Origin of the sequence: Nostoc sp., assembly GCF_036917395.1 — a bacterium.
GTDB lineage: Bacteria > Cyanobacteriota > Cyanobacteriia > Cyanobacteriales > Nostocaceae > Nostoc.
Map to the genome: position 1 here is coordinate 25,414 of NZ_JBALDI010000087.1, position 15,561 is coordinate 40,974.

12 protein-coding genes are annotated in these 15,561 nt (G+C 43.1%); 7 read left to right on the forward strand and 5 right to left on the reverse strand.

From position 1 onward, the window contains the following. Positions 1-15 precede the first annotated feature (15 nt). Both V7K46_RS31280 and V7K46_RS31285 read right to left on the reverse strand, forming a co-directional pair. Entirely contained in the window at positions 16-822 is an 807-nt protein-coding gene (locus V7K46_RS31280) for an inositol monophosphatase family protein (protein ID WP_335120237.1), read from the reverse strand. A 70-nt stretch (positions 823-892) separates the two neighbouring features. Further along, positions 893-2,326 carry a BCD family MFS transporter gene (locus tag V7K46_RS31285; RefSeq protein ID WP_335120239.1) on the reverse strand — a complete coding sequence of 478 codons (1,434 nt, stop codon included), beginning with the start codon at positions 2,324-2,326 and terminating at the stop codon, positions 893-895. Between the two features lie 288 nt (positions 2,327-2,614). Here V7K46_RS31285 and V7K46_RS31290 point away from each other — a divergent pair, with 288 nt between their 5' ends. The 4 genes from V7K46_RS31290 (at position 2,615) to V7K46_RS31305 (ending at position 6,319) form a co-directional block, all read left to right on the forward strand. Continuing rightward, positions 2,615-3,619, forward strand: a complete 1,005-nt coding sequence (locus V7K46_RS31290; RefSeq protein ID WP_335120241.1) for a hypothetical protein — start codon at positions 2,615-2,617, stop codon at positions 3,617-3,619. Between the two features lie 37 nt (positions 3,620-3,656). Further along, positions 3,657-4,322, forward strand: coding sequence for a hypothetical protein (locus tag V7K46_RS31295; protein WP_335120243.1), 666 nt, complete (start codon positions 3,657-3,659; stop codon positions 4,320-4,322). A gap of 555 nt (positions 4,323-4,877) precedes the next feature. Further along, a complete protein-coding gene (locus tag V7K46_RS31300; RefSeq protein WP_335120245.1) occupies positions 4,878-5,102 on the forward strand; it encodes a hypothetical protein in 225 nt (74 codons plus the stop codon). Positions 5,103-5,371: 269 nt separating this feature from the next. Next, positions 5,372-6,319, forward strand: coding sequence for an aldo/keto reductase (locus tag V7K46_RS31305; RefSeq protein WP_335120247.1), 948 nt, complete (start codon positions 5,372-5,374; stop codon positions 6,317-6,319). 10 nt (positions 6,320-6,329) lie between these two features. Here the strand turns inward: V7K46_RS31305 and V7K46_RS31310 are convergent, their stop codons facing one another. The 3 genes from V7K46_RS31310 to rimO form a co-directional block, all read right to left on the reverse strand. Further along, positions 6,330-6,908, reverse strand: a complete 579-nt coding sequence (locus V7K46_RS31310; RefSeq protein WP_335120249.1) for a Uma2 family endonuclease — start codon at positions 6,906-6,908, stop codon at positions 6,330-6,332. Positions 6,909-7,097: 189 nt separating this feature from the next. Next, positions 7,098-8,627: a DEAD/DEAH box helicase gene (locus V7K46_RS31315; RefSeq protein WP_335120251.1), complete on the reverse strand. Its 1,530-nt coding sequence runs from the start codon at positions 8,625-8,627 to the stop codon at positions 7,098-7,100. A gap of 192 nt (positions 8,628-8,819) precedes the next feature. After that, a complete protein-coding gene (rimO, locus tag V7K46_RS31320) occupies positions 8,820-10,139 on the reverse strand; it encodes a 30S ribosomal protein S12 methylthiotransferase RimO (RefSeq protein ID WP_335120254.1) in 1,320 nt (439 codons plus the stop codon). A gap of 669 nt (positions 10,140-10,808) precedes the next feature. On the opposite strand from rimO, the gene btpA reads away from it, so the two are divergent. The 3 genes from btpA to V7K46_RS31335 all read left to right on the forward strand — a co-directional run bounded on the left by btpA (position 10,809) and on the right by V7K46_RS31335 (position 15,443). Continuing rightward, positions 10,809-11,657: a photosystem I biogenesis protein BtpA gene (gene btpA / locus V7K46_RS31325; protein ID WP_334955830.1), complete on the forward strand. Its 849-nt coding sequence runs from the start codon at positions 10,809-10,811 to the stop codon at positions 11,655-11,657. Positions 11,658-11,809: 152 nt separating this feature from the next. Continuing rightward, the gene (locus tag V7K46_RS31330) at positions 11,810-12,799 is read left to right on the forward strand and encodes a vitamin K epoxide reductase family protein (RefSeq protein WP_335120256.1); all 990 of its coding nucleotides are present in this window, start codon (positions 11,810-11,812) and stop codon (positions 12,797-12,799) included. A gap of 448 nt (positions 12,800-13,247) precedes the next feature. Beyond that, a complete protein-coding gene (locus V7K46_RS31335) occupies positions 13,248-15,443 on the forward strand; it encodes a CHASE2 domain-containing protein (RefSeq protein ID WP_335120258.1) in 2,196 nt (731 codons plus the stop codon). Positions 15,444-15,561: the final 118 nt, after the last annotated feature.

The window sequence follows — 15,561 nt, forward strand, 5'->3', positions numbered from 1 at the left end:
AGAGCGGCGGATTAGTTAAATTTTTACGCCATCCAGAAAAGCTTGAAATACCGGAACTAATTCGGGACGACTGACAACAAGGGTAGGAAAAGAGCGATCGCTATAATCTTCTCCTGGTGACAACGGAAACGGCTCGGAATTGAGCGATAACCAAACCCCACCAGCAGCCTGGACAATTACCCAAGCCCCCGCTAAGTCCCAAACTTTTGGTGTCGCTTCAATACCACCGAGAGTAGCCCCAGTGGCAACTGTCAAAAAGTTATAGCTAGCCACACCCAACATCCGAATTTTGCAGGGAAAGCCGTTTTTGATCACTGCGGTGCTACGAGAACAGAGGTTAAAAAAGTGATTGTTGCTGGGACTATCAGCACTGGTGTGGATCGGGTGGTAGTTGAGAAATGCTCCTGTTGGCGTTGCTAAACCAGATGAACCTGCCCAGAAACCATGAAAAGCTTGATTCAACGGTGGTGCGTAAACATAACCAAAAATAGGTGTGCCTTGATACAGTAAACCCAGAGAAATTGTCCAGATGGGAATGCCGCGTGTAAAGTTAGTTGTACCGTCTAAAGGGTCAATTACCCAGCACCACTCCGTACCGGGAAATGACTGATCGCTCTCTTCGCTCAAAATGCCGTAACCAGAAAAATTAGAAGCGATCGCATCCCGAATTTCCTGATCTGCCCATTTATCTGCTTGCGTCACCAAACTACCATCAGCTTTTTGGTCAGCCTGTACTTGCCCAAAATCTTGCATAAGCTGCTTGCCCACTCTGGTAGTGGTAATTTGGGCAAAATCAAGAATTGTTGTCCAAAAATCACTCATTGATTAATTCTCGCGCAAAGACGTTCCTGAGCCAAGATTAGGTAGATTCGGGTTGGTTTAAGTTTCTAGTTTAATCTAAATCGCTTTCTAAAACCGAAGCGATCGCAAGCTTTGTACTTGTTTGAAATTCTGTGACGTTCACCCGATTCAAAAACCAAATCGACAGTACCATTCCCACGGCTTCTAGGGCAAATACTAGTCCATAAGCTAGTTCTAGACTTGGTAGCAGCCTGCGTCCAATATCCAAAACTGTACCTCCGATTACCACCGCCACACCTCTAGAAAGGGACTGCGCTAACCCCCATGCCCCAATAAACGTACCTGCGGCTTCTGCTGCTGTGAGATCCAACATTAAGCTAATTGCTGCTGTAGTTAAGAAACCTGTGGCTAAACCGAACAATACCAAACCTAGTTTGAGAACTGCTGCATTAGCTGTGAATCCTGATATACCTAGCAATATTGCACAGAATGCAACCAACATACACCCTAGACGTGCAGTTCTGCGCTTACCCAAACGCGGGACAATGTAAAAGCCCGTAACGCCGTAGGCAATCAGTAGACCCGTTCCATAAAAAATATTTAATTTGGTACTTTCTGCTAGGGGCATTTTAAACACTTGACCGGCATAAGGTTCCAAAATCGGGTCTTGCATAAACAAACTGATAGTCATCACCAATAAAAAGGTGAAAAATACACCTGTTTGTGGGCTAGCTGTCAATATTTTCCAAGCATTGCCTAGAGTAATGCTGTCTTCCCGGTTCACAAGTGTGGAACGAGTTGAGTATTGGGAGTACTTTTTTTCTACGCCCAATGTCGCTGCGATCGCCAAACCAAATACAATTGCTGGAACGATAGTAAACAACCTGTTGACCGCTCCTTGCAAGGTTTCTACGGTTGCTTCTGGCGTTAACTGTTTTAGCAAGCTGCCACTGATAATCGCCCCAACAATAATCCCTACCATTAGCATTGACCAAACCACACCAACTACTTTAGAACGGTTATCTTCTTCAGATATATCCACCAACAAAGCAGCAAAGGCAGTACCGCTAGCACAAATTCCTAGACCGTATACAGCGAAAACTAAAGCCAAAAGCGCTGTCCAGCCGATTGTTTGGGTTGTCCATGCCCAACCACCTGCACTAGTAGCGGCAAGATTCATCTGCCACATTACTTGTACAGCTAAAAATGCTGCGATCGCAAATATTGCCGCACCCACCCATACATAAGCTGTGCGGTGGTATCCCCATAACGGCTTGGCATCGGAAATCTGGCCGAACCAGACACGGGAAGGAGCAACAAATAAGGGCAGTGCTAGAACTACTGATACCAGCGTCGCCGGAATTGCTATTTCTTGAATCATGACTCTGTTGAGTACTCCCAGAGTCAAGATGGACATCATGCTCAACCCCATCTGAAATAAACCCAGCCGGAACATGGTTAGCAGGTTTACCCTTGGCACAGATAGGGATTTTGTCTTGGTATCAAATACTTCACCACTTGCCATAGCTACTTTTCTGTATGGTTTATGAAATATAGTCTCTCTTTAAATAACAATAAACTGTTCGATAAAACTTAAATCCCACATTCCTAAAAAAAACAGTCAGTTGGGGGCATCATTTTTTGGGTTTGACGGTGATGCGATCGCGCCCAAATGTGACAGATAAGGATGCTCATGACTTCATCGGAGGTGATCGCATCTGATGCCTAAATGGGAACCATAAGAAAATAAGCCAGTACCATGCTTTGGTATGAAGCAAAGAAACGTAATACATCACAATATATTTGTTTATCCATGTCTAAAGAACAAGAGGATAATTCCGCTTTTAACGCAGCTGCCAACATTAACGTTCAACATGCTCAATTAGAGGATTTATCCTTAAGTGCAGCCCGTAGATTATATAAAGGTGGGATTCGACCTGGTGATCCGATCAGAACCAGAGTACAAGCCCAAGAAATGTTAGATAAAATCCCTCCATCTCAAAGAGCAGGGATTGATGGCAAATCTACTGATGTTAATACCCAACAATACCTCTCAGATAAGCACGCTAGTCATATCAAACCGCATAGCAAAGGCGGCTCAAATGATTCCAAAAATATCAAGTGGGAAAACGCCAAAGATAATTTAGCCCGTGGCGATAAACCCATGACTTCGCAGGAGCAAATGAGACTAAATGCCAAATGGCATTTTGACAACCTAACAGGTGCAGTCAAAGCAGGTGTTAAAGCCGCGCCCCTTGGAGCAGCTATTGGTGTAGCGACAGCAGCACCATTTTCGTTACTAACCAATGCGCTGCGGGTAGTTCGGGGTGAAATTTCTGCACAAGAAGCCGGTATAGAAACATTGAAAGATACCCTAAAAGGCGGCGCAATTGGGGGTGTGACAGCGTTTGTAACCACAACACTAGCAGCAGCTTGTCCACCAATTGCGATCGCTTTAACCGCAGCCGCACCAGGTTTAGCTGTTGTTGGAACTGCGGGTATGGTTTACGAGTTTTTCAAAATCCTTGATGACCATAAACAAACGGTGAAAATCTATTATGAATCTTTAACTCAACAAGAATTAGAAAGATTACAAGCAATTGAGAACGAACTGATTTATGAACACCAGAAAAATCTAGAGTTTTTGGCCCAAGCATCAGCAATTAATCAAGAAATTACAAATCGTCCAATTGCACCGGGAATAGATGGGGCTATGCAACGGTTACAGGAATCAGTCGCTATTGCTAAATCTCTAGGATTAACATCAGCAGATAGTAAATTGCTTGCTGGTTCTCAGCTGCCTTATCTTCCCACATAAAAATAGGAATTAAATTTCAGAGGATTACATAGTTTTTATGCTTCCTTTTATTTTCGGCGCTCTTGGATTAGCTGTTGGAGCTGTTGTTGGTGCTTTTACTACTCACGCTGTTGGGGAAAGTGATAGACAAGCAGCCAAGCATCATAGGACGGTTGCAAATGAACTAGCTGATAAATATACAAATTTGGAGCAAAAATACTATGAACTAGCTGATAAAACAAAAAAACCGATTCTCGATTTAACTGACCAGCACGCTTTAGATGAAGTTGAAAAAGGCTCTTTGCGTTTAGCAGTTAGATTACAGCATAGTCTGATTTCTCTGATGTGGGATATTGATAGAGATCCAACAGAAGCTGCTTTAAAGGGATTTGTTAACGCAGTAGAACTTACAAATAATTTTCTCTGCAAAATAAATGAAGAGTTAATTTGTGTACCCAGTGACTATTATGCACGCAATCTTATTGCTGCTGTTCAACGCAAAATCATTTTTAAGAGTCCAGTATATTTTTTAAATCCATCAAATATAAACAATGAAGAATCGACGAAAAAAGCATTGTCAAGAGAAAACGAATTGAATAAGGAGGGAATTCCAATGAACAATACTCGGGACATTTGTTTGAACAGTTTCAAAGGAACGAGCTATTTTTTCAAAGTTAGCTCCACATCTGACTTTGAAAATAATATCCCGCCCACGGCTGAATAAGGGTTTGAGGTATAAAACCTGCTCAATTTTTGTCCGAAGTATGGCAATGAAATGATATTCTGAAAATATGCCTGAATACTTACTATAGTTATGGTATGGTGCGCTATAACTTTATCGGACGCAATCAAGCCACATAAAAATATCAATGTGAAAAATGTGGTTTTAACTACGCTATTACATTGAATTAGTAAGAGGTTGTTTGAAAACTTTAATTTATTACTAGCCCTGGCGACTAGAAGTCCGGGCTATTGCTATATATTGCTCAACCTGAGTCAGTTGGTCATCAGGAAGTTGAGCAATCTGTTGTTGAAGTTGACGGCGGCGGTCAAGGATAGTCATCGGACACCTCGCAGGAACAACTGAACTTTCATAGTAATACTTACTAAAGTTATGGTATTGTGCTGTAACTTTATCATATGCAATCAAGCCCTATAAAAATATCAATGTGAAAATGTGGTTTTAACTACGCTATTCCATTGAATTAGTAAGATAAACTTGCCGTATGTATGTCCTCAAACTACTTACCTTCATCTAGTTACAAAAAAGGCATAAGCAATGAACAAAGAACCAGTCAAAGTAATATTATGGGAAGAAAACCAAAAAGATTTTCTCAAAAAGTTCTATGATCTCCAATTTACTCCCAGAGTAGGAGAGGAAGTTTACCTAAAAAAGGAGAGATGGAAAGTAACCAGAGTTGAGCATGATTTAGAAATTAGTGAGATTAATGTATACATGGAATTAATCAAAAAATCCAAGCAGGAGAAATCATCTAATTCATAAATAAAAGTAAATACACTCAGCTATAGCAATCCTATTTGATTTGTGAGAATTGCAACCCGCAGATCCCTAACTTCGTAAAAGTTGTCTGGGATCTTGTTTCTGTACGTTTGATTCAGGATTTAAATCTTTATGCAAGCTGCAACCTCGCAACAAGAGTTGCGGCCAAGTGCTGATGCACCGTAAACATACTACATCAACTTCCCCATACCCAATTTTGGCTGTAACGATACACTATATAAAGAAATGTAAAGAAATTAAATTTTGCAACCGTGGAAAACATCACATTGGGGCAAAATGGCCCAGTTGTTACACCTTTGTGCATAGGCACTTGGGCTTGGGGTGATAAACTCTTTTGGAATTATGGCAATGCCTATGGCCCAGAACAGTTACAAGAAGCCTTTACAGCAGCTTTAGAGGCTGGTGTTACCTTCTTTGATACTGCCGAAGTCTACGGAATGGGACTATCAGAGAAATTTTTGGGACAATTTTTGCAACAGACACAACAACCTGTACAAATCGCCACAAAATTTGGCCCTCTACCGTGGCGATTTACAGCCCAATCCGTCTCTGATGCTTTAACAGACAGCCTCAAACGCTTACAATTAGAACGAATCGCCCTGTACCAAGTGCATTGGCCTTTTGCCTTCTTTTTAAGCCAAGAAACTTTGATGAATGCCCTAGCAGATGAAGTGAAGCGGGGCAGAATTGCCGCAATCGGTGTGAGTAATTACTCAGCAGAGCAAATGCGAGACGCGCATCAAATATTGGCAGATCGTGGAGTGCCTTTGGCTGTGAACCAAGTACGCTATTCTTTACTCAGTCGCCAAATTGAAAGTAAAGGTATTATGGCAACCGCCCGTGATTTGGGTGTGACTATCTTGGCTTATAGTCCTTTAGCACAGGGATTACTCACAGGCAAGTACACTATTGATAGTGCTGAAACCCCCACTGGTGCGAGGAAAATAGACCCCCGATTTAATAAAGAAGGACTACAAAAAATTGCCCCAGTCATATCTTTGCTACGCAACTTCGGGGAAAAATACGATCGCACCCCTGCCCAAGTTGCTCTCAACTGGTTAATTGCTCAGGGGAACGTTATTCCCATTGCTGGGGTGAAGACAGCCGAACAGGTGCGTCAGAATGCTGGTACTTTGGGCTGGAGATTGAGCGACGATGAAATTGGAGAGTTAGAACTAGTTAGTCGTCCTTGGCTGTAATATTTTTGAACTACTCAAACACAGGAGGCCAAATTTCTGACACTACTAGCTCCCAACCTGGTAATAAGTCTGGTAGTGTCAGTTTGTCGTTGTCCTGCAAAACTATTGGTTCTTGGTTGAGTCGATAAATGGTGAGCGTCAATTTGTCAGGATCAATCAGGATACCAACCGTAGATCCAAGTTCTAAGAATAGCTGAATCTTTTCTACCAGTGGTTTGATCCGGTCTGACTTAGATTTTATCTCTACTATCAAGTCAGGCACCAGTTCCACAAAGTCGCGCTTGCTTTTTTTAAGTCTATCAGCCCGAACAAAAGATACATCAGGAGCGCGGAGATTTCGTTTTTCGTTATCAGCTTCTTTTCCGTTTTCAGTTTCTAAGTTAGGCAAAATGAAACCAGCACTTGAACCAGTCACCCGTCCTAGTCTCTGTGGGCGCACCCAATTACCCATCTGCCGTGCAAACTCTATACCTATCTCTTCTGATTCATAATCTGATGGGCCCATAACAACTATATTTCCGTCTACCAGCTCCATCTGCCATTCTGGATGCTCTGCTTGTAGTTGCTCTAAGTCTGGAATAGTGAACATAAGACCACGAAGAATGCATCTTTAATTGATCTTCTTATAAACGGGTAGAAAAAGTTACCCAAAAAGCCAAAAAGTCAAGAGCCAAAGTCAAAATACTGACTCTTAACTCTCAACTCTCCAATTTTAGATTTGGATTTTGGATTGAAGAAAAAATCTAAAATCCAAAATTGATTAACTTCTAACTGTTGACTAAGAAGCTGATTCCCTAGCTGTAGGTGAACCTATCTTTTTACTAGGGGATGCAGAAGAATCCTGCCCACTTGTCCGCAGTTTTGGCTTGGGAGAAGAATGTCTTTCTTCACCATTGCTGCTATCTGATTTCCATGCAGAACGAGGGCGATCGCTGGTAGATTCACGACGCTTGCCGAGTCTGGGTTTGGGAGCGGAAGATTCCTCTTGGGGAATTTCCACGTCTGAACTCAACCAAGCAGGACGAGTTTGATCGTAAGCGATTTGCAGTGCCGCTGCGGCGATCGCTTGAGCATCATATTCTTCAATCAGTTCGCTGACAATCGGCAAGAATGAAGCCAAACGCTCACCTGTCAAAGCTTCCCGCACCTGTTCTTGCAATTTCAGGATGTGTCGCGCTTCAATCTGTGCCCGTGTGGGAATCGTCAGCACTTGCCAATTTTGGCGGTTATGACGTTCAAATGTTTGCTGTTTGCGCCGCTCAAATGGCTGTACTAAAGAAATTGCTGTTCCTTCTTTACCAGCACGACCAGTACGACCAATGCGGTGGACGTAGGTTTCTACGCTATCGGGTAAGTCGTAGTTGATTACGTGAGAGAGTTGATCAACATCTAACCCTCGGGCGGCAATATCAGTTGCTACCACCCAGCGGACTTGACGGTTACGGAAGCGGCTTAATAACCGTTCCCGTGCTTGTTGCGACAAGTCACCGTGGTATTCATCTACACTGTGACCAGCGCCTTGTAACTGACTGGTGAGTTCTGCGGCTGTGCGTCTGGTGCGAACAAAGATTAAAGCTGTTTCTGGATCTTCCATTTCCAGAATCGGCTGTAAAGCTTTGGCTTTTGTCCAGTGGCGGGGAATCAGATAAGCTACCTGATTAATCTTGTTGGGAGCGGCTTTTGGCTGCTCAACGGTGACAGTTGCAGGCGATCGCAAGAACTTGTTCACCAACATCCGAATCGATGGTGGCATTGTTGCCGAGAATAAAGCTGTTTGGCGATCTACGGGCGCTTGCGAGAGGATTTTTATCACATCGTCGATAAAGCCCATACTCAACATTTCATCCGCTTCATCCAACACAAACCACTTCACTTGATCGAGCTTTAAACAGCCGCGATCAAGCAAATCGATCACCCGCCCGGGAGTACCCACGACCATGTGAACGCCACGTCTGAGTTGTAACATTTGGCGGTCAATTGATTGACCACCGTAAATTGCTAACACCCGCAATCCTTCATCGCCTATGAACTGAGCGATCGCATCGTGAACTTGCATTGCTAATTCACGAGTTGGTGTTAAAACTATCGCTTGCACGGCTTTTTGATTAACATCCAGCCGCTCTAAAATTGGCAGTGAAAATGCTGCTGTTTTGCCTGTTCCAGTTTGAGATTGACCTACCACATCACGACCAGCTAGCAATTGGGGAATTGCTTGTACTTGAATGTTAGTTGGTTCGGTAAAACCAATTTTTTCTAGTTGTTCGACACGTTCTTGGGAAATGCCTAATTCTTGAAATGAAAGAGTCATTAATTCTCCTAAATTTTTTCTAAGGATTTTTGGATTAGTCATTTAGTCAGTAGAGACGCGATTAATCGCGTCTCTACAATAGTCATTAGTCATTAGTTAGCTAGCGGAATCTTAGGGGAAACCCCCGATGAGGAAATACCTCATCAGAAAGGCGAACCCGTAAGGGGAATTTAACAAAAAACAAATGACAATTTAGTTATTGACTACTTGACCATAGAGGTCGTATGTATCAGCGTGGTGAATCGCTATTGGCACGATGGTTCCTAACTTTGCCTGGCCTTTGACATACACCAGACCATCAACCTCTGGGGAAAATCTACCTGAACGACCGATTAATTCACCACTTTCAGGATTTTCTTGCTCAATCAGGACATCAACGATTTTGCCTACTTCCTGTTGATTTTTCTTTTGAGAAATCGGTTGCTGGAGTTCCATAAGTTGGTATCGGCGCTCGTCCATCACCAATTGGGGCAACTGATTTGGTAACTTGTAAGCTGTGGTTCCTTCCTCAGAGGAAAAGGTGAACACACCAATATGGTCGAATTCATGCCGCTGGACGAACTCTAATAGATGCTCAAAATTCTCGCTTGTTTCTCCTGGGAAACCAACAATAAATGTTGTCCGCAGTACGGCTGTTGGTAGCGCCGTTTTGATGCGATCTATAATCCCATCATTTACCCGTCCTTGCCAAGGACGGTTCATGGCGCGGAGAATATCTGGATGAGAATGCTGCAAGGGCAAATCCAGGTAAGGTAAGACGTTGGGTGTTTCTTGGATCGCCGCTATCACATCTGGGGTCAGTCCCGTGGGATAAGCGTAATGCATTCTGATCCACGGTATATCTACTTTCCCCAAAGCGCGAAGTAATTCGGCTAACTTTGGCTTACCGTAAATATCCAAACCGTAATTAGTGGTGATTTGGGAAATTAGAATAATTTCCTTTACCCCTTGACTAACTAACTGCTCCGCTTCGGCGACTATAGATTCAATAGTACGCGATCGCTGGTTTCCTCGAAGATGAGGAATTATACAAAATGCACAACGATAATCACATCCTTCTGCAACCCGCAGGTAAGCTACGCCCTCGGTTGTCGTGCGATAGCGCGGTGTAGTTTCATCGGCAATGTAGGTTGGTTCGATACTAACCTGTTTGACCCGCTCACCTTGTTCTACACGCTCAATTACATTTACAATTTTGTGATAATCGCCTGTGCCCACCACCGCTACTGCTTCGGGCAACTCCTCCAAAAGTTGTTCTTGGAAGTGTTGCGCCATACAACCAGTGATTACAATTTTTTTGTTTGCCTCTGCCAGTTCTACCAAAGTTCTGACAGATTCAAGTCTCGCTGCTTCAATAAAACTACAGGTATTAACAATAACGTAATCTGCTAACTCTTCATTTGTATCTACACCGTAGCCTGCTTCTACGAGCATTCCCAACATGTGTTCTGTATCAATTCGATTTTTCTCGCAGCCCAAGTGAGAAATGGCAATTGTTGGCTTGTCACCCATATTTTGAAAAAATCTTCATTTTTTTCTTGTAGTCAAACATTCCAGTGCTAACTTCGCTTTTTTGCTATCAGCATCCTCATGAAAACAGTGCAGGGGCAAATTCCCACTGTCAGTAACTGTCTGTGGACTCATAACCCTATCAATAAATAAAAATAGAGGTCATGTTATGATATTCCTATCAATCTGTTCCCCAGGGTAAACTGAAGTGTCTTTGGGTACATTTGACACTCGTAATCTTTTTTAACAATTCGCCTATTGGTATTTTACATTATCGCAGCGTGTGCGTTGTTAACCTACCCATCGGGAAGCCGCCCAAAGGGCTTGTTGTGAGAAGTCGCTACCCTCAGGGAAATCGACGAAAGCGACTACGCCTATAAAGCAGTAATGCTACCCTGGCAATTGGCAAGTCCTACGACAGTGCGCGGACGAGACGCCTAAACCACGGAAAGCTGCCTCGCGTCTAGTGAGTGGCAAACTCCTCTTGTAGCCAAGTTTTATCTTAACATATCTTATGGGAGGTTTGATGCCAATTTCCATCTGAGGAAGGAGGCAGGAAACCGACTATCATAAAACACATTTGACTAGTTAATGAGAAGTCAAGAGTCAAGGGTCATATAGTCAATAGTCAAAAAATTGTGGACTCTGGACTTTGCGAGGCGGATTAAAGACGTGGACTTATATCAACTATTTAAAACTCGCTCACCGATTATTGGCGTGGTTCACCTACTACCACTGCCGACCTCACCTCGTTGGGGAGGTAGCCTAAAAACGGTGATTGACCGCGCCGAACAAGAAGCCGCAGCCCTGGCAAGCGGAGGGGTTGATGGACTGATCGTGGAGAATTTTTTCGATGCGCCATTTACCAAAAACCAAGTTGATCCAGTGGTTGTGAGTGCCATGACCATTGTGGTGCAGCGGATACAAAATTTGGTGCCTTTGCCTATAGGCTTAAATGTTTTGCGAAACGACGCCAAAAGTGCAATGGCGATCGCTAGCTGTGTACAAGCGCAATTCATCCGTGTCAACGTTCTCACAGGGGTGATGGCAACCGACCAGGGATTAATTGAGGGAGAAGCCTATCAACTACTCCGCTATCGACGGGAGTTAGGCTCTGATGTTAAAATCCTGGCCGATGTGTTGGTGAAGCACGCCCGTCCTTTGAGTTCTCCAAATCTCACAGTCGCCGTGAAAGACACCATTGAAAGGGGTTTAGCAGACGGGGTGATTTTGTCAGGTTGGGCTACTGGTAGCCCTCCTAACTTAGAAGATTTGGAACTAGCTTGTGATGCAGCATCTGGCACGCCAGTGTTCATCGGTAGTGGGGCCAATTGGGAAAATATTGATACATTGATGCAGTCAGCAGATGGTGTAATAGTTTCCAGTTCCCTGAAACGTCACGGACGCATAGAGCAACCAATAGACCCAATTCGCGTCAGCCAATTTGTGGAAGCCGCACGTCACAATTGGAACTCCAAAGGTGAAAGCAAATCAGCAGAACAAGTGAAGTTACATTCTTAGAAAGTAGGGAGTGGGGAGTAGGGAGTAGGGAGTAGGGGGAGCAAGCGAACAATTAATTATTATTCCCCATTCCCCATTGCCCATTCCCCATTGCCCATTCCCCATTCCCCATTCCCCATTGCCCATTGCCCATTCCCCATTCCCCAATATTTATGATTCGCCGCCGTTCTACTCCTTGGATTCATAGATGGTCGCGGCCATTGATTGCCGCGATCGCTGGATGTGGTGCCCTGACAACAGGTTATCTCACCATAGAAAAGTTAACAGGAAACAGTGCAGCTTGTGTGGCACAGGCTGGTGTCAAAGGCTGTAATGATGTGCTTTCCAGTGCTTGGGCAACAGTTTTTGGTCAGCCATTAGCCTTGTTTGGGTTTTTGGCATACACCAGTATGGTAGTACTGGCTTTGGCTCCCTTGGCAGTTAACCGAGAGCAAAATAAACAGCCGCGCTCAAATTTAGAAAACTTGACTTGGTTGCTGCTGCTGGCTGGAGCGATCGCTATGTCTGTCTTTAGTGGCTACTTAATGTACCTGCTGGCATTTCAAATCAAAGCCACTTGTCCTTACTGTATTGGTTCAGCTTTGTTTTCTCTTAGTCTTTTGGTACTGACAATTATCGGTCGGACTTGGGAGGATATTGGGCAAATCTTCTTTACCGCCATTATTGTAGGGATGGTAACGCTGATTGGGACTTTAGGCGTCTATGCTGGCGTGAATCCAGTAGCTGATAACCCAGTTGAATCAACTTCTGGACAACCCGTAAAAATTTCCTTTGATCCCAACAAGAAGGAACCTAAACCTGGAGTTGGTTGGGAAATTACCACTACTTCTGGTGAGGCAGAAATTCAGCTGGCGCGTCACTTGACAAACATCGGTGCTAAAGAATATGTTGCTTGGTGGTGTCCCCATTGCCACGAACAAAAGCTCATTTTTGGCAAAGAAGCTTACAAGGAAATTGCTAAGGTTGAGTGTGCTTCTGCCAATAATCCGAACGTGATAGCGGACGAGTGTAAAGCTGCAAAAATTGAAGGCTTCCCCACTTGGATCATCAATGGTACAAGGTATAGCGCAGTCCAAAACTTAGAGGAACTGGCGAAAGTTTCTGGTTACACAGGCCCCCGTAACTTCAAGTATTTCAAGTAATTGCCTTGAGGAAGCCTGCACCGACCTAGCGGTACCGTATAGTTCGCACCCCATAGTCAACTGGATGAATACAGCAAAGTTTGTTTCCAGTTGGCTTTTTTATTTTTGGTAATAGACAAGAGGTGTTAGGTGTTGTCCAATACGCTTTTTCCCAATTTTCCAGCGGCTTTTATCCGTAAACACCTTAGCTCGACTTTATCCAAAATGAGCACCTAAGTTTTCTTTATCCGGCAAAAACCCTAGCTTTTTAGCACAAACTTTTCCCATGTCATTAGTTATTGTTGAACTTCATAAAGTAAAACTACTGGACCACAAAGATTTCACCTTCAGCGTTGGTGTTTCCAAAAAATGGATAAAGTCGAGCTTAGAGAATGTTTGAAAAGTATTGTTATTAATATTAGCGCCTCTATGCGTCAATTAGTTCTTGACAGACTACTAGGTAATGGGAATGAATCAACAGCTAGGCAGGCATTGTGTGAAGTTAATCTTTGGACTGAAACAATCGCTTCGTCGAGGACACAGGGAGTTAATTACTGCCGCCACCGTTGCAGTCTGCGTCCTACTTTTGCACTCCATCGGATTATTGCAATCTTTGGAGTTAGCAACTTTGGATCAATTTTTTCGCTTACGTCCAAATGAACCGCTAGAAGATCGTATTACTATCGTAGTGATTGATGAAGCTTATTTAAACGAAGTAGGTTGGCCGATTCCAGATACAAATATTGCCCAGCTGTTGCAAAAATTAAACGTCCACAAACCCCGTGCTATTGGCTTAGATATCTACCGAAATTTGCCAGTAAAGCCTGTTAATCAAGAACTGCCTAATGCTTATAAGTCAATGCCCAACTTGATTGGTATTGAACAACTAGCAAATGACAAAAACGTTAGTGTTTTACCTCCACTGGGACTAAATCAAAATCAAGTGGGCTTTAACAACGTGCTGTTTGACTCTGATGTTAAAGTCCGTCGCAGTTTGTTGTATTGGCACGTTGATAATCAGGTACACGAAAGTTTTGCCCTGAAGTTGGCTTTATTGTATTTAAAGTCAGAAAATATTACTCCCAGCAAAGCAAAAAGCAATCCTGAGTATTTGCAATTGGGTAAGGCAGTATTTACTCGTTTTCAGGCTAATGATGGTGGTTATGTGAGAGCTGATAATAGAGGCTACCAAATTTTAACCAATTTTCCCAAACCCAAATGTCAAAGTTCATGTGGAGAATTTTATAGTTTTCGCCAGGTATCGATGAAAGATGTACTGGCAGGTAAAGTCAAAGAAAACTTAATTAAAGATCGGATTATACTCATTGGCTCCACTGCATCCAGTCTTCAGGATTTTGTATTTATTCCCTACTCCAGCAGTCTGATGGGTACGGCAAAGTCTATACCTGGTATTCAACTGCAAGCTTATTTTATTAGTGAGTTAATCTCCGCTACTCTGCAAGGACGACCCTTACTCAAAGTCTGGCCTGACTTTGTGGAAAACTTGTGGATTTTTATCTGGTCTTATCTGGGAGCCGTGACGACATGGCGGATACGACACGCAACTAGGAACCTGCTCTGTATGCTAGTTTCTTGTTTTGTATTAATCCTGAGTGCGTACCTTGCTTTCTTGTATGGTTGGTGGATACCGGTTATTCCCTCACTGTTTAGCTTTGGAAGTTCAGCTATTTGGATAACCAGTAATATTGCCCACATGCAGGAAGAGTGGAAACGTTCCAAAGAATTTTTGTATCATGTAATCAACACAATTTCTGATCCAATTTTTGTGAAAAATGAACAACATCAGTGGATTGTTTTAAATGAGGCATATTGTCGATTTATCGGTTATCCAAATAACTTATTAATTGAAAAGTCAGACTATGACTTTTTCCCTAAACATGAAGCCGATGTGTTTCGACAACAGGATGGTCTTGTTTTCGAGACTCAGCAACCCCAGGAGCATGAAGAAGAATTTACAAATGCAGATGGTCAGACTCATAAAATCGCCACTAAGCGATCGCTTCACAAAGATGCAGCTGGCAATTTATTTTTAGTTGGGGTCATCCGAGATATTACTCAGCGCAAGCTCATGGAGGAACATCTCAAGCGTACTGCTGATGAACTATCCCGCTCTAACGATGAATTAAAACTCAAAGGAGACCATTTGCGTTATTTAGCATATCACGATCCGCTCACTGGTCTATCCAATCGCAAATTTTTTGCCGAACAACTTTACGAGTCATTACATGGGGCGCAACACGACAACTTGTTGCTGGGAGTGCTGTTTATTGATTTAGATGGCTTTAAGCAAGTCAATGATACTCTGGGGCACGAGACAGGCGATCGCTTGCTAATGACTATCGCTGGACGACTTAGCAACTCTTTACGCGCTAGTGATACAGTTTCTCGTTTGGGTGGCGATGAATTTACTGTAATTTTACGGGCAATTCCTAATGTCCAAATAGCTGCTAAAGTCGCTGAAAAAATTTTAAGCAGTATTATCAAACCAATTGTTCTAGACGGCGATGCAATCCGAATCTCTGCCAGTATTGGCATTAGTGTTTACCCATACAACAGTCAAGACAGTGAAACTTTGATGAAACAAGCAGATGCAGCAATGTATCGTGCCAAGCGCCTGGGTAAAAATCGCTACGAGTTTGCTTAATTAGTCAATAGTCAAGCCTCCAGACTTTTCTCACTTTAGTCAATATTTTTACCCTTAAATTAGGAATGTAGACTTAAAACACGTTCAAGGCACTGTCTTGAAAAAGCATTGCGTATAT